This window comes from Planomonospora sp. ID91781, assembly GCF_015711595.1.
In the GTDB taxonomy this organism is placed as follows: Bacteria; Actinomycetota; Actinomycetes; order Streptosporangiales; family Streptosporangiaceae; genus Planomonospora; species Planomonospora parontospora.
In genome coordinates this window covers 761,694-779,620 of the sequence record NZ_JABTEY010000002.1, presented here as the reverse complement: position 1 = coordinate 779,620, position 17,927 = coordinate 761,694, and the positions used below count along the sequence as shown (strand labels likewise).

Genomic DNA, 17,927 nt, shown 5'->3' with positions numbered 1-17,927 from the left:
GCCTCGTTGACTGCATCGGAACGGCCCATGGCGGTAAGCCGAGCCCTGACGACTCATTAACGTCACCGGCCGTTCGGTTGCTGCTCCGACCCCCGCGTCGGACCGATAGTTACCGGAGACGCGCTCACAGACGCTCAGGACCGCACGCGCGCGATCACGACCGTGCTCTCGGATCAGCTCTCACCCGAGAAGCATGTGCGGTCGCTTCCCGCTCTCCAGCAGCTCCTGAGCGACGTCGACCACGTCCCCCAGGAGGAGTGCGGCGGTGCGCCGCCCCACAAGGTCGGCGCACCGCCGCAGTGGCAAACCACAAGTCGAGTACGCGAGGACGTCGCCGACGGCCGCAGGGCGGGGCGGGTGCGGCGGGTCGCGCTCGGGCCACTCTACCTTCTTGACGAAGGCATGACGGACTCATAGCAGTCACTTGTCTACTCATAGTTACCATATTCGCCTGATGACAGGAGAGGTTTCCGCAGGCCGTCCATCCAGAGAGGGCCGGCGCCCTGATGTGCGAGGCTCCCGGCCCGCAGTGCGACCGGCGGCGACCGCATCGGGAAGGTGGCCGAGCGCGGACTCGCCCCACTCTGCCACCTGGCGGTTTACTGCGTAAAGCGCGCTGCTGTGGTCACCGGACAGAGGCAACGGGGAATGCGCCTTCCCGGAGCCCGTCCACGACGGGGTCGCTGTTTCCTCACCCGGAGGTCTGCAGGGGGTCCCGGTAGCAATGAAGAAATTTCCAACGAAGTAGCTCTTGATCTGCGGTGATGCTGCCCCTTCGGCTAAGGTCTCGATTCGCTTACGGTGTGGAGCATGAGCGACAAGCCGGAGTTCGGGTACGGCGCCGGCCTGCGGCCGTTGTGGACGGCGCGGGACCGGGACGCCGAGGCGATCCGGGCGGTGCTGCGCACGGCGGGGCGGCGGGAGTTCAGCCAGCGCCACGGCGGGTTCGTCGTGGAGGGCGGCGGCGATGGACAGCCGTTCCTCACGGGTGGATAGGCCGCCACCGGGCCGGCGCAAAGGGACGCGCTCTTCTTCCCCGCGCGGGGAAGAAGAGCGCGTGTCGCGCGGGCGCGGACGCGAGTCTCAGCCCGCGCCGGGGCCCCGCCGCTTCTTGGCCTTCGTCACCTTCTTCTTCGCCTTGGCCGCGGCCTTCGCCTTTGCGGCCGCTTTGGCCTTCGCGGCGGCCTTGGCCTTGTCCGCGGCGGTCGGCTTGACCGCAGGCTTGGGCTTGGCAGCGGGAGCCGGCTTCGGCAGGACCGGGACCGTCGGCAGGGTGGGGTTCGTCGGCAGCGTGGGCAGGGTCGGCACGATAGAGACGGGCGTGCAGGTGTTCAGCAGCACCGAGACCGAGTCGGTGTCGTAGCTCGTCGTCACCAGATCGGGCTTGCCGTCACCGTTGAAGTCACCCGTCATGGGCTCGGACGGGGCGTAGCCGACCGGGTGGGCGACACCCGCGGCGAAGGTGCCGTCGCCGTTGCCCGCCAGCACGGAGATGGAACCGTCCCAGTCGGACACCAGCAGGTCGGCCTTGCCGTCGCCGTTGACGTCGGCGACCGTGGTGCCGCCGGGTTCGCCGGCCTCCTGGACGAGAGGGGGCTGGAAACCCCCGCCGGCGGCGCCCAGCAGCACCGCGATCTGGGTGCCCGGGTACGACGCCGCGACCAGGTCGGTGCGGCCGTCGCCGTTGAACTCACCGGTGACGATGAGGGCGGGGTTGGCTCCGGCGGGGATCGGGCCGGCCGGGGTGAAGGTGCCGTCGCCGTCACCGGTCAGCAGTTCGACGGTGGAGCTGCCGCTGTCGAGGTAGACGACGTCGAGGCGGCCGTCGTTGTCGAAGTCACCGGGTACGGCCGTGTACACCTCCCCGGGGGTGGTGTGGGCCGCGGCCGGGGCGAGGGCGCCGTCGCCGTCGTTGAGCAGCACCCTGACGCTGCCGTCGCCGATGCTGCCGGAGGCGGTGAACAGCACGTCCGGGGCGCCGTCGCCGTTGAAGTCGCCCACGGCGACGCGGTGGACCCGGTAGCCCAGGCCGTTGTAGGCGACGGGCGCGGCGAAGGTGCCGTCGCCGTTGCCCCGCAGGGTCGCCACCCCGCCGGAGCTGTTGTTGGCCACGACCAGGTCGATGTTGCCGTCGTCGTCGAGGTCGGCCGATTCGATGTGGATGGGGAATTCGCCCCCGGCGGGGATGTGGGCGGCGGCGGCGAAGGTGCCGTCGCCGTTGCCCCGCAGGACCGACAGCGTGTCGGCCTCGGAGTTGGCTGCGACCACGTCCGGTCTGCCGTCGTCGTCGAGGTCGGCCACCGTCACCGACTGCGGCTGGTCACCGACGGGGTGACTGGCGTAGGGGGCGAAGTTCGCGCCCATGCAGAAGGGGCCGCCGGGGGCGGCGGCCTGGGCGGGTGCGGCCACGGCGGCCAGGCCGCCGCCGGTCAGGGCGACCGCGGCCAGCAGGGCGGCGCCGCGGCGGCGGACGGCCGGGCCGGTCAAAGCGCGATGGGGCGCGTTCACGAGAGCTCCTCCATGAGCCGGTGGGGACACCTGGCGCGGGCCCTTCCTGGGCACGACGGGCGCAGCAGGCGCAGATGAACCTCCCATCGGAGGCAAGAGGCCCTTTATGAGGAGTCAGAGCGAGGTAATGCCTTCGGTCCCGATGCTTGCGGGACCGTCGGCATGGCCCGCCCGGCGGTGAGCGAGGCGGCCACGCCGGACGCCGATCTGGTGCCCTGGTCTGCCGAGCCGGTCGACGTCGAGCGGCTGCTGCCGCCCTTCAAGTCGCCGTCGCGGCAGGGATCGCGGACGTCGGGCGAGCAGGTCGTCAGGGCCCAGTACTCCCGAGACATCTCACGGTGCTGAGCGTCAAGCCGGTAGCACCGCGCTGCGGTTCACGGTGGGGAGTATCACGGTTGCCCGTGAGGAGCGATTTCCTCATCTTCTCTCGCGGACAGGCGATGGGAACTGCGTCCTGACCTGAGCGTGTGTGCCAGCGTGTGCTGCCGGTGCGTCAGGTCGCCTCAGCCTTCCCGCGGAGACGAACCCCACCATGTCCCCCACACCTTCCACCCCGCAGCAGCCGTCGCGTTCCGGCCTGTCCCTCCTGCGCGACCTCGGCGTCCGCACCAAGATCCTGGCGTCCATCGCCGTGGCCGCCGTGGCGGCAGCGGTGATCGGTCTGCTCGGCATCAGCGCGCTGAGCGCCTCCAACGACAACGCCCAGGCCATGTACACCGAGAACGTCACCGGCCTGGACACCGCGTCCCAGCTGCGGCGCTACACCCTGCAGATGCGCCTGGACGTGGCCAACCACGCCTTGGCCGCGGACACGGCCAAGAGCACCTACGAGACCGCGATCGACGACAGCGAAACCCAGGTGCGCGAGCTGCTGGACACCTACCGCACCCGCCATCTGACCGCCGAGCAGGACGCCGCGCTGGCCGACTTGCGTCCCCTGCTGGAGTCCTTCACCACCTTGACGGAGACCAAGCTGCTGCCCGCCAGCCGGGCCGGTGACGTGAAGACCTGGACCGCGATCCGTGAGGGCGAGGTCAAGCCGCTCATCGAGCCGATGAGCACCGCTCTGCAGGAACTGGTGCGCAGCGAGCGGGCCGAGGCCGAGCAGGCGGCAAAGGACACCGAGGCCGCTTATGCGAGCAACCGCACCACCGTGCTGGCCGCCCTGGTCATCGGCATGCTGGCCGCGCTCGGCCTGGGCTGGGCCACCGCCCGCGCCATCATGGACGGCCTGCATCGGGTGCAGACCGTCTCCGAGGCGCTCGCCGACGGCGACCTGACCCGCACCACCGGCCTGGCCACCGCCGACGAGGTCGGCCGCACCGGCCGGGCGCTGGACGCCGCCGTCGGCAATCTGCGCACCCTGGTGGGCACGATCGACGGCGCCGCCTCCGGCGTGTCGGCCACCGCCCAGCAGGTCTCGGCGGTGGCCGCGCAGGTGGCCGCGGGCGCCGAGGAGACCTCCGCCCAGGCGGGCGTGGTCTCGGCCGCCGCCGAGCAGGTCTCGGCCAACGTGCAGACGGTCGCGGCGGGCTCGGAGGAGATGGGCGCCTCCATCGCCGAGATCGCCACAGGCGCCTCCGAGGCCGCCCGCGTCGCGGCCCAGGCCGTTGCGGTGGCCGAGGCCACCAACCGCTCCATCGCCACGCTGGGCGAGTCCTCCCGGGAGATCGGCCAGGTCGTCAAGACCATCACGAGCATCGCCGAGCAGACCAACCTGCTCGCGCTGAACGCGACCATCGAGGCGGCGCGCGCCGGGGACGCCGGCAAGGGCTTCGCGGTCGTGGCCGGCGAGGTCAAGGACCTGGCACAGGAGACCGCCAAGGCCACCGAGGACATCGCCCGCCGGGTGCAGGCCATCCAGCACGGCACCGACGCCGCGGTGGCGGCCATCGCCGAGATCGCCGAGGTGATCGGCCGGATCAACGACTACCAGACCACCATCGCCTCGGCGGTCGAGGAGCAGTCCGCCACCACCGACGAGATGAACCGCAACGTCAGTGCCGCGGCGAGCTCGTCGGAGGAGATCTCGGCCAACATCACCGGGGTCGCCGACGCCGCCCGGTCCACCGCGCACGCGATCACCGAGGCTCAGGACGCCACTGCATCACTGGCGACGATGTCGGGCGAGCTCAGCGACCTGGTCACCCGCTTCCGCTTCTGACCCTGTCGGCTCGCCCGCGACCGCCAGGCGCCCGCTCCAGCGCATACCAGCCGGCAGGCATCCGGTCCCGGTGGCCGGAGCGGGTGGCGGCCAGGCGGGTGTAGCGGCTGGTGCGCTCGACCAGCGTGGCGATGGCCGACGGGCGGCTGCCCATCACCAGGTCCCCCTCCCCGTGGCCGGGCACCGTGCGGTCGTCGGCCTCGGCCGGGCGGGCGCTGAGCGGGACCATGTCGCGCAGGACGCCGCGGCCGCTGGGCCGGCGGGCCGCTTTCGGCTGGCGGATCGGGCGGGCGGTGCGCAGCCGCCGGGTCAGGGTGCGGTCGATCGCGTGGCGGCGGCGCGGGTCGAACAGTGACAGGTAGATGGCCTCGTGCGAGATCCGCATGCCGGGTTCGTGCGGGTGGTGCCGGCGCAGCCAGCCGGAGATCTGCTCCGGTGACCAGCACAGAGCCGGTTTCGCCTCCACCGCCGCCCGCAGTGCCGGATGCCGGGCCGGCTTGGCGGGTTTCGGCCGCCGCGCTCGGGCATAAGCCTGCGCGTCGGCAGGACCGGCCCGGTAGTGCTCGCGGCCGCCGTTGCGGGCGATCTCCCGGGAGATCGTCGAGGAGGCCCTGCCCAGCCGTGTGGCCGGCTGCCGAGCGGGCATCCCGGCGGCGATGCCCGGGGAGATCTCCTCGCGTTCGACGGCGGTCAGGTGCCGTGTGGAACGTCGCTGCGGGGCCTGGCGTACGCCTCCGCTCTGCGCGAGGAAACGCCGGACGTGATGTATGGGGGCGCCCAGCGTGCGGCCCATCGCGTTGAACGACTCCCCGTCGCGCCAGCGCCGCCAGATCTCGTCTTGCTGAGCAGGGGAGAACCCGTAGCCCCGCACACGCACCTCCATGGCTTACATGATCATCCATGGGTGATGCATGGATCCCTTGAGGGTGCCATCGATTTCGCACAAGATCAGAGCGGGCTTCGGGCTGGCGAGCCGCCCGTTTGGGGCTCATGACACGTTTCTTACCGGCACCCCGAAGAGGACGACCCGCTGACCGAGCGCATCGTCATCGGCCGCGGCAAGGCCGGCGACCGCTACCTGCTGGTCATTCCCGACGCCTACCGCGCCCACGTCGCCTGGCGACGCTGGCGCGGCGGCCGCATCGACACCGTCCGCCCCGCCCTGCACCACCTCGGCGCGACCACCGCCCTCGTCTATGAGGCCCTGTCGACCGCGCCGACCGGCAGCTCCGAACTCGCCCGCCTGGCCCTGGTCTCCCGAGCAAGCGTCACCCGGGCCCTGCGGACCCTGGGCGCGCTGCAGCTGGCCGTGCGCGAAGAGACCGGGTGGGTACGCGGCGAGCGCGACCTGGACGACGTCGCGGCCGAGACCGGCGCCGACGTTGAGCAGGCCGAGCGCCTGGCCGCGATCCGCGCCGAACGCAAGATCTGGCACGCCCTGGTCGACTCCTGGGACCTGCCCGCCGGCGGTCGCCGCGCCCCCATCGAGCGCCAGGCCACCAGCGATGCGGGCGCGGCGGCCGCCGACCTCGTGCCCCGGCCCACCGGGCCAAGCGACGCGAACCGGCTGCTGCCGCCCGATGACGAACGCGTCCCGACCCCCCCGAGCTGGCCGGCCTGCTGGGCATGGACGACGCCGTGGCGCTGCTGGAACAGATGCTGGGCGCCGAAGTCCTCCCCGCACCGAAACAGCCCTCCAGAACCCGCAAACCCGGGCCAGGAGGTTCGGCAGCGGCCTGGCCTACCGAGGTCCCGGGGCGGACCGCCGACCGCTCGACCACCGCGGCGGCCGCGAGCGTCGGCGTCGCGACCCGCGCGATCGGGCCGCCTACAGCTTCCTGAGGGCGCGTGAGCGGGTCGTCTTCCCGGGAAACCACCCGACACCCAGCATGACCTCGTCGGTGACCGGGCCGGTGATCTGCGGATGGGAATGGCCCTCATATCTGAGATCCATCAGCCGATGGGGTGAAGTATCGGATGGCGTGCGATGAGGGGGTGCGGGGTGTCGGGGCGGCCGGTGCTGGTGGTGGTGTTCGTGCTGTCGGCGGTGGTGGCCGCCGTGGTGGCCGCCACCGGGTGGCGGCGTCGGCGCTCGGCGTCGGCGGTCGGTGCGCTGGCGTTCCTGGCGGCCGGGATCGCCGGCTGGTGCCTGGCGGACGCGTTCGTCGCCCTGGCCGCTGATGCGGGCAGTGCCCGGATCCTGCAGTCGGTGAAGTTCCTGGCCGTGGGCCTGGTCCCGGCCGGCCTGTTCTGCCTGGCGCTGGCCGTGGTCGATCGCCGGTGGCGGCCCGGGCGCCGCGTCGTGGTGCTGCTGGGCATCGAGCCGGTCCTGCTCGTGGCCTCGGTCGTCACCAACCCGTGGCACCACGCGTTCTTCCTGGCGACCGGCACGGTCGACCCGCAGGGCGTCCACACCCCCGAGGTCGGTCCGCTGTTTTGGGCGCACACCGGCTACAGCTACCTGCTGCTGGCCGTTGCGGTGGCCCGGCTGGTGCAGGCCTGGGTCAAGGGCCCGCCTGCCCAGCGCGGGCTGTACGCCGCGATCCTGGCGGGCGCCCTTGCGCCGATTGCGGCCAACGTCGCCAGCCTGGCCGGGTGGGTGCCGGTCACCGGACTGACCTCGGTCGGGTTCTGCGTCACCGCGGTCATCATCTACTGGGCGCTGGTGCGCCGCTCGCTGCCCGAGCTGGTGCCGGTGGCGCGCGAGCGCGTCTTCGACATGATCGGCGATGCGGTCGTCACCATGGACGCCGCGGGGCGGATCCTCGACCTCAACGCCGCGGCCGAGCGCATGCTCTGTCAGCTCAGGTCCGGCCTTCCCGACCGGCTGGTCGGGCGATCGCTGACCGAGGTCCTCGGCGGGCCGCCTCCCGAGCAGAGCGGAGAGACGGAGCTGACCCTCACCGACGACGCCGGTCGCGCGTTCGACCTGAACGTGCACACCAGCGTGCTGTACGACAGCCGCGGTGGCCCGGCCGGCTGGGCCGTGGTCACCCGGGACGTGACCGCCCTCAACCGGCAGCGGCGTGAGCTGGAGCAGGCCAATACGCGGCTGCACGACAAGCAGGGGGAGCTGGAGCGGGTCAATGCGCACCTGCGCGAGCAGCAGGAGGAGCTGGAGCGGGGCAACGCCCGGCTGTGCGAGCAGCTGCGCACCATCGAGGTGCTCCGCGCCGACCTGGCCGAACAGGCCGCCCGGGACGCGCTGACCGGCCTGCACAACCGCCGCCACCTGATGGAGGAACTGCGGCGGGCGATGGCCGCGGCCATCGCGGGCGATCAGCCGCTCAGCCTGGCCCTGCTGGACATCGACCATTTCAAGCAGGTCAACGACCGCTACGGCCACCGCGCCGGTGATGAGGTGCTGATCGGCTTCGCCGGTCTGCTCGGCGGCGGGGTCCGCCACAGCGACATCGTGGCCCGTCACGGTGGCGAGGAGTTCGTCGTGGTGTTTCCCGGCGCGACCGCCGAGCAGGCCCGGGCCCGGGTGGACGCGCTGCGCGAACGCATCGCCGGCGAACCCGTCCAGGCCGACGGGCACACGCTGAGCGTGACCTTCAGCGCCGGTGTGGCCGCCCTGGTACCCGGCCACAGCGCCGATGACCTGCTGCACGCCGCCGATGAGGCGCTGTATGCGGCCAAACGCGCCGGCCGCAACCGAGTACACGTGGCGGGCCCGCGGCCGGAGGCGTCCGACACCGCGGCATGAGACGCCCCCCGAGCATCCCGGAGCGCGCTTTGCCGCCACGACGGCAACCGGACATCGGCCGCCGGCCCGGACACCGCAGCCGGGGAGCTTGACTCTGCCCGCGCCCCGCCCTACGGCACCGGCAGCGGGCATCGGAGCCGTTGACCGCCTCGCCGGGACGTGGAGTCAGCGTCCGAGGGGTGTGTGACGCCTCGGACCGGCCCGCGGGCCGTCCGGCCGGTGCGCGATGCGGCCGCTCGCAGCAGAGCACCGTGATCCCATCGGGGGAAGTTCTCATATGACCTGCCGGGCTGTCGATGAGTCAGGCACGAGATGCATGCGACGCCCCGCCCGGATGGCCCAGGCGGGGCGTCGCTTTTTCCCATCGGCGCCCGCCGCCTCCGCGTCCGAGCGATCTTGGCCGGTGGTCCGGGCAGGTCGCCGCAGATCCCGTCATCGGCCGTTACCGTAAAGGTGTGGACGCCCCCGACCCCGCCGCCCACGCCGATGCCGCCCTGGCGGCGCGCATGCACGCCCTGCTGGCCGAGGCCGGGTTCCTCGACGCCCACCCCACCGCGGCCGCCGACGCCGGCGGCGTCCACGTCCGCCCCGACCCCGACGGCGGCGTGGAGGTGCTCTGGGACCCCGGCACTCACGACGCCGCGGTGATCGCCGGGGCGGTCAGCCGCTATCCGGGCATCCGCACCGCGGTGCACCTGGCGGTGGTCAGCGTGCTGACCGGCGCCGGCTACCGCGCGGTGTGCGAGCCCGGTGCCGCGCGGGTGCGCGTCCTTCCGGCGTAGAGCGGTGGGCTGCCGCGATCGTTCGCCGCCGGGGTGAGTGATCGGCTACGGCGTCGGGGCGGGCGGAGGTCCGGCGGTGGGGTGTGCGGACCGGGTGGCGGCTGCCCGCAACGCGTCGCTGAGACCGGGGTGTATATCGAAACAGCTGCGCAGACCGGTCAGGTACAGCAGCCGGGCCGGCTGGGCGGTGACGCCGCTGAGCTCAACCGGGTCGCGCGCCCCTGGCTGCGCTGCAGGACCGCGATCAGCACGCTCAGGGTGATGCTGAGGTTCACCGCCAAGGCCGCAGAAGCCGACGTCGAGAAAGGATTCCGTGCGGGCGCCGATGCCTACATGACCAAACCGTTCAACCCGCGCGAGCTCGCCGTACGGGTGCAGACGCTGCTGGCACGCACCGGCGTCCGCATCTGAGCGTTCCTTCCCCGCAGGCCGGAAAGCCGAGCCGTCCAGCAGGCCGTCAGGTGATCCTGCACACGGTGATGACGGTCCTGGGATGGTGCCGCCGCCTGCCCCTGGCGACTTCATCGCCATACCCTCTAGTGCGGACCACCGGGCGCATCGCCTGCCGGATGACCTGGGGAATTCCGCTGAGACGAGGACGTTGTCCTCGCTGTTCGCGCATCGGTTCGTTAACGGCCGCGGCGGGCGTTCGTCCGAGAACCGCGCTGGTGAAATCCTCAGCGCCAGGCTCCATGCACCGATGGATATCACTATGAACCGTCGAAGGCTTTCGGGAAGTAGCACCACGCTGAGCGACAGACGAGGCACCGAGCCGTTCCACGGCCTTGTGGACCGCACGCTGAAGCGGCCGGTTTCGTCTGCCCTCGGTGTGCTCGCGGTCCTCAGCATCGGGTGGTTCACCGCCGGTGTCGCCCACGTGCCGGTGTCGCCTTCGCCGGCGTGGTCGGTGACGGTCCTGTCCGCAGTACTGGCTGCTTTGGCGTGCAGGGATACGGCGCGGTCAGAGTCTTTGACCGCGCGGGTCCGATCGTTCTGGCAGGCCTTTGCCGCGGCCGTGGGCCTCATCGCGGTAGGAGTGATCAGTAACGCCTACGACGCGCTCAGCGGCCCCGGTACGCCGTCGCAGCAGATCGGGCCGGTCACCTTGGGCATCTATCTGTGCGGAGTGCTGATCGCCCTGGGGGCGCTGCTGCGCCTGCCCATCGGGCGGCGCTCCCGTACGGAGTGGCTGACCCTGGGGCTGGACGCGGGCATCGTCATGCTGTCGGCGGGGCTGTTCGCCTGGTATTTCGTGATCCACGGCTCACCGGAGATGACCGTGGTCACCGGTTCCTCGTTGCCGGGACTGATCGTCATCATGCTGGGCTTTGTCGCGGTGCTCGCCGCCGTCAAGCTGGCCCTGATCGGTACGGGTCCCCTGGATCGCCACGCGCTGTCGTTGCTGGGAGTGGCGGTGCTCGTGGCGGCGACGGGTGGTGCGCTCATGCCGCTGCTGTCCTCCATGCCCTGGCTCAGCAGCGCTCACGTAGCCGTTCCTGCCGCCTGCTCCGTGCTGGCCCTGGCCGCCGAACGACAGCGGCAGGCCGCTGGGCTGCCTGCCCTCGCGCCGCGGAGGCGGCCGTTCAGCCTGCTGCCGTACAGCGCGATCACCGCGACCGGCGCCCTGCTGCTGGTCTCCGCCTGGGAGCCGGGCGACGAGACCCGCGTGATCGCGGTCGGCACGCTCGCCATCGTGGCCCTGGTGGTGGTCCGCCAGATCATGGCGTTCTACGACAACGCCGGCCTGCTGCGCCGGTTGGACGCCAGCATGCTGGAGCTGAGCCGACACGAGCAGCGGTTGCGGTCGCTCGTGCAGAACTCCTCCGACATGATCGCGATCACCGACAAGGACATGACCCTCGTCTACGTCAGCCCGAGCTCCGAGCGTGTCCTCGGCATACCGGCCGAGCAGGGGGCGGGGCAGCCCGTGACGCGGCGCGTCCACCCCGACGACCTGCCGGTCTTCGACGAGCTGGCCAGGAAGCTTCTGAACGTCCCCGACGCCAGCGCCGTCTGCCAGGTCCGCATGCTCCACGCCGACGGCAGCTGGCGCTGGCTGGAGATCGTGGCCACGAACCGGATGGACGACCCCAGCGTCGCCGGCATCGTCAGCAACTCCCGCGACATCACCGAGACCAGGCGCGTCCAAGATCAGCTGGTGCACCAGGCCAGCCACGACGGGCTGACCGGGCTCGCCAACCGTACCCTGTTCGCCGAGCGGGCCACGGAAGCGCTCGACGGAGCCGAAGGCCATGCCGTCGCACTGGCCCTGGTCGACCTCGACGACTTCAAGGGCGTCAACGACCGCCTCGGACACGCGGTCGGCGACGCCCTGCTGGTGGCCGTCGCCGACCGGCTGCGCGCATGCGTACGGCCGCACGACACGGTCGCCCGGCTGGGCGGCGACGAGTTCGCCGTCCTGATGCCGGACGTCTCCGCGGACGAGGCCGGCGCCATCGCCGGACGCATCATCACGGAGCTCGGCGCGCCCGTCGGCGCCGCCGGCCACAACCTGCTCGTGCGCGCCAGCGTCGGCCTGGCCGGCGGCCGCCCGGACGACGACGCTCCCGGCGACGCCCCGCGGATGGACGCCAGCGAGCTGCTGCGCCGCGCCGATGTGGCCATGTACGCCGCCAAGGAGCAGGGCAAGAGCCGCTACGCCCGCTACGCCGAGACCATGGACACCTGCGCCGTCGAGCACGCCCGGCTGGGCGCCGAACTGCAGCGCGCCCTGACCTCCGATGAGCTGTTCCTGCTCTACCAGCCCGTGGTCACCCTGCCCGACGGCGAGCTGTCCGGGGTGGAGGCGCTGGTGCGCTGGCGCCACCCGGAGCGCGGTCTGGTCTCCCCCGCGGAGTTCATCCCGGTCGCGGAACGCAACGGCATGATCGTCCAGCTCGGTGCCCAGGTGCTGCGGGAGGCCTGCCGGCAGATGGCCGACTGGCGGCGGCGGTACGGCGACGCGGCGCCCGCACGGATCGGCGTGAACGTCTCCGCCCGCCAGCTACGGGAGCCGACGTTCCCGCAGACCGTCGCCGACGTGCTGACCGAGACCGGGCTGGAGCCCGGCGACCTGCTGCTGGAGATCACCGAGACGGCCGTGTTCGACGGCGGCCCCGCCCTGCAGGCGGTGCGCGCCGTGCGGGAGCTCGGCGTCCACGTCGCCCTCGACGACTTCGGCACCGGTCACTCCTCCCTGGGCCTGCTGCGCACCTGCCCCGTCGACGTGCTCAAGGTGGACAAGTCGTTCGTCGACGGGGTGACCGGTACAGCCGAGCAGTCGGCGATCGCCACCTCGCTGGCGCAGATCGCCCGGGCGCTGCGGCTGCGGACCGTGGCCGAGGGCGTGGAGACCGAGGCCCAGGCCAGGAGGCTGTACCAGCTGGGCTACCGCCTGGCGCAGGGATTCCATTTCGCCCGGCCGCTGCCGGCTGAGGAGATCGACGACCTGCTGGCCGTACGAGAGGCTGCCAACGCCGAACCGCTCGACCGGCCCGCCCTGGCCGGCTGAACCGGGACGTCAATGAGAACGGCTGTCACCGTCGCCTCCGCCCAAGGTCTCACCTGCGTGCGCTCGCTGACGGCCCGCCTGCCCCCACCCGAGCGCGACCGGTCGGCCACAGACCCGATCGAGCCGCCACTTGTGTCCACGAACCCGGGGCAACTCCAACTCCAACACCTCGCTCAGGCCGCCGGGAAACTGGCCCTCGACCTACACGCGGAAGACCTCGCGCCGCCCATTCAGCAGACCGGCTGGAAACCCGGCCCCATCGCCAGCTACACCACCGCCGCGCTGCCCCTGCTCGCCCAGGCCCGCGCCGTCCTGGCCGCAGCCGCCACCGCCGACCGAGCGGCCGGCGCCACCTGGGACGAGATCGCCGCCGTGCTGGATGTCAGTCCTGACACCGCCGCCCGCCGCTACCGCACCTGACGGCGAGCCAGTCCCGCGGCTCAGCCTTCGGAAAGGAACGAGTCACCAAGGATGACCTCCGGCTGAGACCCGGCCCTCCCGTCCTCCACGAACGCGCTTGCGATCGTGATGGCGCTCTCGCTCGTGGGGTCGTCCGGCTCCAGCGGATCGAGGTTCTCGTCATAGGCGAACGCCGCGGAGCCGGCTGATCGGCCAGCTCCGCGCTTTGCAGGTTCAGCACCAGGCGGCGGACTCGCCTGCGAAGGGCAGACTCGTTCCAGCCAGGGTGAGGGGGTTGGCCTCAGCTGAGGCATCGATGCTGACCAGGACCGACACCGGCACTTGGAAGTGCACCCACCCTGGTCAGAATCCTCTCAAAATGTCGAGAGCCGACCGTAGCCTGGCGGCGTCGACGTCTCTACCGTGCGCGATGTCGTTGCGGACGCTCCTGACGAGGTCCACTTGGGATTCGGGTGCTGGCCCGTACACGGGGTGACGCGCGAACCCGGTGGCGAGGGCTCGCCGGGTTGTGGGTATACGCGCGTCAGGCCGGCGCTGGGCTGGCCGGTGCCGCCGGGTGCTCGGGATCGTCGCGGTGGAAAATCGCCAGGAGGGCGAACCAGACCAGGATCATGATTCCGGCCGGGCGCAGGAATTCCTCGGCGAGAAGGGTCCCGACGAAGGAGTAGCCGGCGAGCCAGGCGCCGGTGATGACGCCGACCACGCGGACCGGCCAGGAACGGCTGACCAGGGAACTCGCCACAATCCAGACGCCGGCGAGGACGTGGCCGCCGAGCCGGACCGCCCAAGCTGTGTCGTACTCGACTGCGTTGATCATGAGGATGCCGGTGAGGACGTCGAGCGCCACCCAGGCGTAGCCCGCGGCTTTGGCCCAGGGCGCCGCCTCCAGGCGCGATACCAGAAAGAGGATCGAGAGGTGGAAGAAGACGCCCAGGTATTCTCCCCACGCTACGTCTGGGTCCGCGAAGAAGGCGATCACGACAGGGAGGAACAGTAGGAGGGGGAGTAGCGCCACCAGGCGCAGGCTGGCGTAGTGCCGTCGAGGATCGAGCATCGGAGAAGTCCTTGCACATCGAGCTATGTGGTCGGGACGAACACTAGAAAGTATGGTGTTGATATGTCAACGCTCAGGCCGGGTAAGGCGACCGAGCTGTGGCTGCGGTGGAAACGCGCCCATGAGATGGTCCGTGCCGCCGTCGTCGCCGAAACCACTGCGGCGTCCGGTGTCTCCGAGGCGGAACTGGGTGTCTTGGTCTGCCTGCACGAGTCCGGCGGGAGTCTGCGGCAGAACGCCCTCGCCGCCGCCCTCGGCTGGGATCGGACGCGGCTGTCGCACCTGCTGACCCGGATGGCCGACCGCGGCTACGTGGCCCGCGACAAAGTTAAGAACGGGGTGGAGATCGCACTATGCCCGGCAGGCAGCAACGTGATCGACGCGACGTTGCCGACATTGGAGACGGCCACCCGGCGTCACCTCCTGGACCGGCTCGGCCCGGACGACGCCAAGACGCTCAAGGCCCTTATCGATCGCCTCCTTCCGGGCGAAGGGGTGGCAGCTGAGGCCAAGACCGGGGCGCCCGATGCGAGACCATGAGGAGCCGGCACCCCTCCCCGGCCACCGTCACGCGCATGCTCCGCGACCACGACACCAGCGTCATCGAGCTGGACGAAGGAGCCGACAACGCGAGCAACGGTTGTAGTCCCTCGCCGGTACCCGAGCCGCAAACTGTCCTTGGTCGTGATCCAATAGCGCGATTCAAGATCACTTGTAGGGGATCGAAAACAGCCTCTTAGCCCTGGGGATGCCTTCGCACCTACCGGACCGTCAGCGGGCGCCCGGCGTGCCCGGCAGCGCGGGCGGGGCGCCCGCGCTGCGGTTCGTGGTGGGGAGCATCACGGTTGCCCGTAAGGAGTGATTTCCTCATCTTCTCTCGCGGGCAGGCGATGGGAACTGTGTCCTGACTGCGCGTGTGTGCCAGCGTGTGCTGCCGGTGCGGCAGGTCGCCTCAGCCTTCCCGCGGAGACGAACCCCACCATGTCCCCCACACCTTCCACTCCCTGGTCGGCGTGCCCGTCGAGCGCTGAGCATCCCTCCCCTCCGGGTTCCCTGCCGCCGTTCGGGCAGGGGACCCGGAACACAGCGAATTCCCGCAGAGCGGCAATCACCCGACACCGAGGAACGGTCATGGAACGTCAAAAGCGAAAGAGCCTGGAAGAGCGGATCGCCGACCGCCAGGCGCAGCGCCCTCCCATCAAGGAGGACAAGCACTTCGAACACGGCCCTGCCAAGTGGCTGTTCGTCGGCGTGCTGGTGTTCATCGTGCTGATCCACCTCGTCGGCCTCGTCATCGTCATGATGACGGAGATCTGACAGCCCCGCCGTCCGGCCGCCACACGTACATGGTTAAGGGCCTTCGACGCCTCACCTTCCTGTCTCGTACCTGAGAGCGCCCGCGACGGGGCGGCTGCGGCCAGCGAAGCGGTGCCCTGCCCTTCAATTAACCATCGTTATTTGAAGCCCGAGACGATCGCAGAGCGTGAAGATGATTACTCTCAGTTGCTTTGCGGCTCGGCGCAGCTTCGGGAGTACTGGGCCATACAGGTGTGGTGGCGGGCATGACAGCGAACGTCTCTCTCCCACGATCGGAGTCCTCTGTGAGCCCCCTGCCGAACCTTGGTGATCTCGTCCGCGTCGACCCCGAATGGCGCTACCCGATCAACAAACGCGCCATGCCCTCCAACGCCGTGCACCTGTCTGTGTGGGAGACCATCGACGACGAGCCCGCCGGGCCCGTCCGGTCCTTGCTCCGCCGCGACCGGCTCCGCTGAAGATCCGGACTCCGGGCGGCCTGGGAATCGTTCAGGGGGCGGATCCAGGTGTGGCCCGGTGTGGGCGCCTTCAGGTCGCGGGCGATGACGCCGGCGAACATCTGCAGTTCGGCCTCGCGCCGCCGGGTCTGCTCATACAGCCGGTCGTCTCCGCCCTGCCGCCGTCAGTGCTCGTCCGCTCATGTCACAGGGGACCGGGTCACACCGTCTTAGGGGGTGTAGCCACTGACGACCACACAGGAGCACACCATGGATGCACGGCTGGACTACTTCGCCTCCCCGACCGCCGGCAAGGTCCTCAAGCACTTCATGTCGGCGGGCCGGGCGCTCAAGGAATCACCGCTGCCGGCCGCGACGCAGGAGCTGGTGGCGCTTCGCGTCAGCCAGATCAACGGCTGCGCCGTCTGCATCGACATGCACACCAAGGAGGCCGCCTCGGCCGGTGAGACCCCGGTGCGACTGAACCTGGTGGCGGCCTGGCGGGAGGCCGCCGTCTTCACCGAGGCCGAGCGCGCCGCGCTGGCGCTGGCGGAAGAGGGGACCCGGGTCGCGGACGCGGCCGGCGGGGTCAGCGACGAGGTGTGGGCGCACGCCGCCGAGCACTACGACGAGGAGCAGCTCACCGCCCTGGTGGTCCTGGTCTCCTTCATGAACACGGCGAACCGGCTGAACATCATCACCCGGCAGCCGGCCGGCGACTACGAGCCCGGGCGGTTCCGCTGAACGGCATGAGCGACCGTCCCGGGGGCCCGGCTGCGGGTCCCCGGGACGCGAGGGCACCGCTCCGTCCACCCGGTGGCCCGGATGACCGTCAGAAGACGCCCGCGGCGGCGAGCACGGCAGGAGGGAAGATGCCGGAGGGGATGACCGGCGTGAACAAGGTCGAGGAGTTCGAGGAGTTGCGGCCGCTGCTGTTCTCGATCGCCTACCGGATTCTGGGCGGTGTGGCCGAGGCCGAGGACGCGGTGCAGGAGACATGGCTGCGTTTTGACGGCTCGGCGACCCGCCCCGTGTCGGCCAAGGCATTTCTGTCGTCCGTGGTGACGCGGATCTCGCTCGACGTGCTGCGTTCCGCGCGGGTGCGGCGGGAGGAGTACGTGGGCCCGTGGCTTCCCGAGCCGCTGCTGAGTGATCCGTACCAGGATCCGGCGCGGTCGGTGGAGCTGGCCGACTCGGTGTCGATGGCGGCGCTGCTGCTGCTGGAGCGGCTCAGCCCGCTGGAGCGGGCGGTGTTCGTGCTGCGGGAGGTGTTCGGATTCGGGTTCGGCGAGGTCGCCGCGGCGGTGGGCCGCTCGGAGGCGGCGTGCCGGCAGCTGCTGGTGCGGGCACGGCGGCACATGGAGGCCGGGCGGCCACGCTTCGAAGCGGTCCGCGAAGAGCGGGAGGAACTGGCGTCGCGGTTCTTCGACGCCCTGCGCGAAGGCGACGTCACCGGCCTGCGGGACCTGCTCGCCGCCGACGTGTCGATGGTCGGCGACGGCGGCGGCAAGGCCCCGCAGCTGGCCAGGGCCGTCAGCGGCGCCGGGAACGTGGCCCGGCTGCTCGCCTCCGTCTTCCCCCTGATGGCCCGGATCGGCGTGACGTTCGAGCCGCACGAGGTCAACGGCCGGCCGGGCGCGGTCTTCCGCGACCGGGACGGCAAGGTGCTCTACATCCTGGCGCTCGATGTCCTCGGCGGGCGGATCCAGACGATCCGCTCGGTGATCAACCCCGACAAGCTCGGGCACCTGGGCCCGGTGGCGGACGCCTGGGCGATCGGCCGTGAAGTACGGCGGGTACGCCGGCCCGAGCAACAGCCGGCCGCACCCCGGATCCCCTCTGCGGCACTCGCACCTCCGCCGGCGGCGGAGGGGCGGCTTCCCGTTCTCCCTCACGATCTTCCGCGCGGGTGAACACCGCTCCCTGCCCCGGCTCCAGCGAGTGACCGTCCGCCTGCGGACCTCATGGTCTTCGAGCCGGGAGAAACCGTGGGAATGAGGTCAGGCCGCGAGGCTGAGTGTCTGG

Annotated in this window: 18 protein-coding genes; 13 read left to right on the top strand and 5 right to left on the bottom strand. The window is 71.1% G+C overall.

Features of this window, described 5'->3' with window-relative positions:
• Nucleotides 1-810: 810 nt before the first annotated feature.
• A complete protein-coding gene (locus tag HS048_RS22775; protein ID WP_196468608.1) occupies nt 811-996 on the top strand; it encodes a hypothetical protein in 186 nt (61 codons plus the stop codon).
• A gap of 87 nt (nt 997-1,083) precedes the next feature.
• Here the strand turns inward: HS048_RS22775 and HS048_RS22770 are convergent, their stop codons facing one another.
• Entirely contained in the window at nt 1,084-2,508 is a 1,425-nt protein-coding gene (locus HS048_RS22770) for a VCBS repeat-containing protein (RefSeq protein WP_196468607.1), read from the bottom strand.
• Between the two features lie 162 nt (nt 2,509-2,670).
• Between HS048_RS22770 and HS048_RS22765 the strand changes: the two genes are divergently transcribed.
• Nucleotides 2,671-2,853 carry a hypothetical protein gene (locus tag HS048_RS22765; protein WP_196468606.1) on the top strand — a complete coding sequence of 61 codons (183 nt, stop codon included), beginning with the start codon at nt 2,671-2,673 and terminating at the stop codon, nt 2,851-2,853.
• A gap of 187 nt (nt 2,854-3,040) precedes the next feature.
• A complete protein-coding gene (locus HS048_RS22760; RefSeq protein ID WP_196468605.1) occupies nt 3,041-4,672 on the top strand; it encodes a methyl-accepting chemotaxis protein in 1,632 nt (543 codons plus the stop codon).
• Here HS048_RS22760 and HS048_RS22755 read toward each other — a convergent pair.
• The 3 genes from HS048_RS22755 to HS048_RS38240 all read right to left on the bottom strand — a co-directional run bounded on the left by HS048_RS22755 (nt 4,653) and on the right by HS048_RS38240 (nt 6,626).
• Nucleotides 4,653-5,555: an IS30 family transposase gene (locus HS048_RS22755; RefSeq protein WP_230881839.1), complete on the bottom strand. Its 903-nt coding sequence runs from the start codon at nt 5,553-5,555 to the stop codon at nt 4,653-4,655. The genes HS048_RS22760 and HS048_RS22755 overlap by 20 nt on opposite strands.
• A 105-nt stretch (nt 5,556-5,660) precedes the next feature.
• The gene (locus HS048_RS22750; RefSeq protein ID WP_196468604.1) at nt 5,661-6,107 is read right to left on the bottom strand and encodes a hypothetical protein; all 447 of its coding nucleotides are present in this window, start codon (nt 6,105-6,107) and stop codon (nt 5,661-5,663) included.
• Nucleotides 6,108-6,500: 393 nt separating this feature from the next.
• Nucleotides 6,501-6,626, bottom strand: a complete 126-nt coding sequence (locus HS048_RS38240) for a hypothetical protein (RefSeq protein WP_255529727.1) — start codon at nt 6,624-6,626, stop codon at nt 6,501-6,503.
• Between the two features lie 48 nt (nt 6,627-6,674).
• Between HS048_RS38240 and HS048_RS22745 the strand changes: the two genes are divergently transcribed.
• The 5 genes from HS048_RS22745 (at nt 6,675) to HS048_RS22725 (ending at nt 13,094) form a co-directional block, all read left to right on the top strand.
• A complete protein-coding gene (locus HS048_RS22745) occupies nt 6,675-8,381 on the top strand; it encodes a diguanylate cyclase (RefSeq protein ID WP_196468603.1) in 1,707 nt (568 codons plus the stop codon).
• A gap of 455 nt (nt 8,382-8,836) precedes the next feature.
• A complete protein-coding gene (locus HS048_RS22740) occupies nt 8,837-9,163 on the top strand; it encodes a hypothetical protein (protein WP_068897330.1) in 327 nt (108 codons plus the stop codon).
• Nucleotides 9,164-9,292: 129 nt separating this feature from the next.
• Nucleotides 9,293-9,574, top strand: coding sequence for a response regulator transcription factor (locus tag HS048_RS22735; RefSeq protein WP_196468602.1), 282 nt, complete (start codon nt 9,293-9,295; stop codon nt 9,572-9,574).
• 625 nt (nt 9,575-10,199) lie between these two features.
• Nucleotides 10,200-12,674, top strand: coding sequence for a bifunctional diguanylate cyclase/phosphodiesterase (locus HS048_RS22730; RefSeq protein WP_196468601.1), 2,475 nt, complete (start codon nt 10,200-10,202; stop codon nt 12,672-12,674).
• Between the two features lie 12 nt (nt 12,675-12,686).
• Nucleotides 12,687-13,094 carry a hypothetical protein gene (locus HS048_RS22725; RefSeq protein ID WP_196468600.1) on the top strand — a complete coding sequence of 136 codons (408 nt, stop codon included), beginning with the start codon at nt 12,687-12,689 and terminating at the stop codon, nt 13,092-13,094.
• A 523-nt stretch (nt 13,095-13,617) separates the two neighbouring features.
• Here the strand turns inward: HS048_RS22725 and HS048_RS22720 are convergent.
• Nucleotides 13,618-14,148 carry a hypothetical protein gene (locus HS048_RS22720; protein WP_196468599.1) on the bottom strand — a complete coding sequence of 177 codons (531 nt, stop codon included), beginning with the start codon at nt 14,146-14,148 and terminating at the stop codon, nt 13,618-13,620.
• Nucleotides 14,149-14,211: 63 nt separating this feature from the next.
• Between HS048_RS22720 and HS048_RS22715 the strand changes: the two genes are divergently transcribed.
• From HS048_RS22715 to HS048_RS22695, 5 genes are all read left to right on the top strand, one after another.
• Entirely contained in the window at nt 14,212-14,688 is a 477-nt protein-coding gene (locus HS048_RS22715) for a MarR family winged helix-turn-helix transcriptional regulator (protein ID WP_196468598.1), read from the top strand.
• A gap of 591 nt (nt 14,689-15,279) precedes the next feature.
• The gene (locus tag HS048_RS22710) at nt 15,280-15,465 is read left to right on the top strand and encodes a hypothetical protein (RefSeq protein ID WP_068897324.1); all 186 of its coding nucleotides are present in this window, start codon (nt 15,280-15,282) and stop codon (nt 15,463-15,465) included.
• A 284-nt stretch (nt 15,466-15,749) separates the two neighbouring features.
• Nucleotides 15,750-15,923: a hypothetical protein gene (locus tag HS048_RS22705; RefSeq protein ID WP_196468597.1), complete on the top strand. Its 174-nt coding sequence runs from the start codon at nt 15,750-15,752 to the stop codon at nt 15,921-15,923.
• Nucleotides 15,924-16,172: 249 nt separating this feature from the next.
• Nucleotides 16,173-16,646: a carboxymuconolactone decarboxylase family protein gene (locus HS048_RS22700; RefSeq protein WP_196468596.1), complete on the top strand. Its 474-nt coding sequence runs from the start codon at nt 16,173-16,175 to the stop codon at nt 16,644-16,646.
• Nucleotides 16,647-16,774: 128 nt separating this feature from the next.
• The gene (locus HS048_RS22695; protein ID WP_230881837.1) at nt 16,775-17,815 is read left to right on the top strand and encodes an RNA polymerase sigma-70 factor; all 1,041 of its coding nucleotides are present in this window, start codon (nt 16,775-16,777) and stop codon (nt 17,813-17,815) included.
• Nucleotides 17,816-17,927 lie beyond the last annotated feature (112 nt).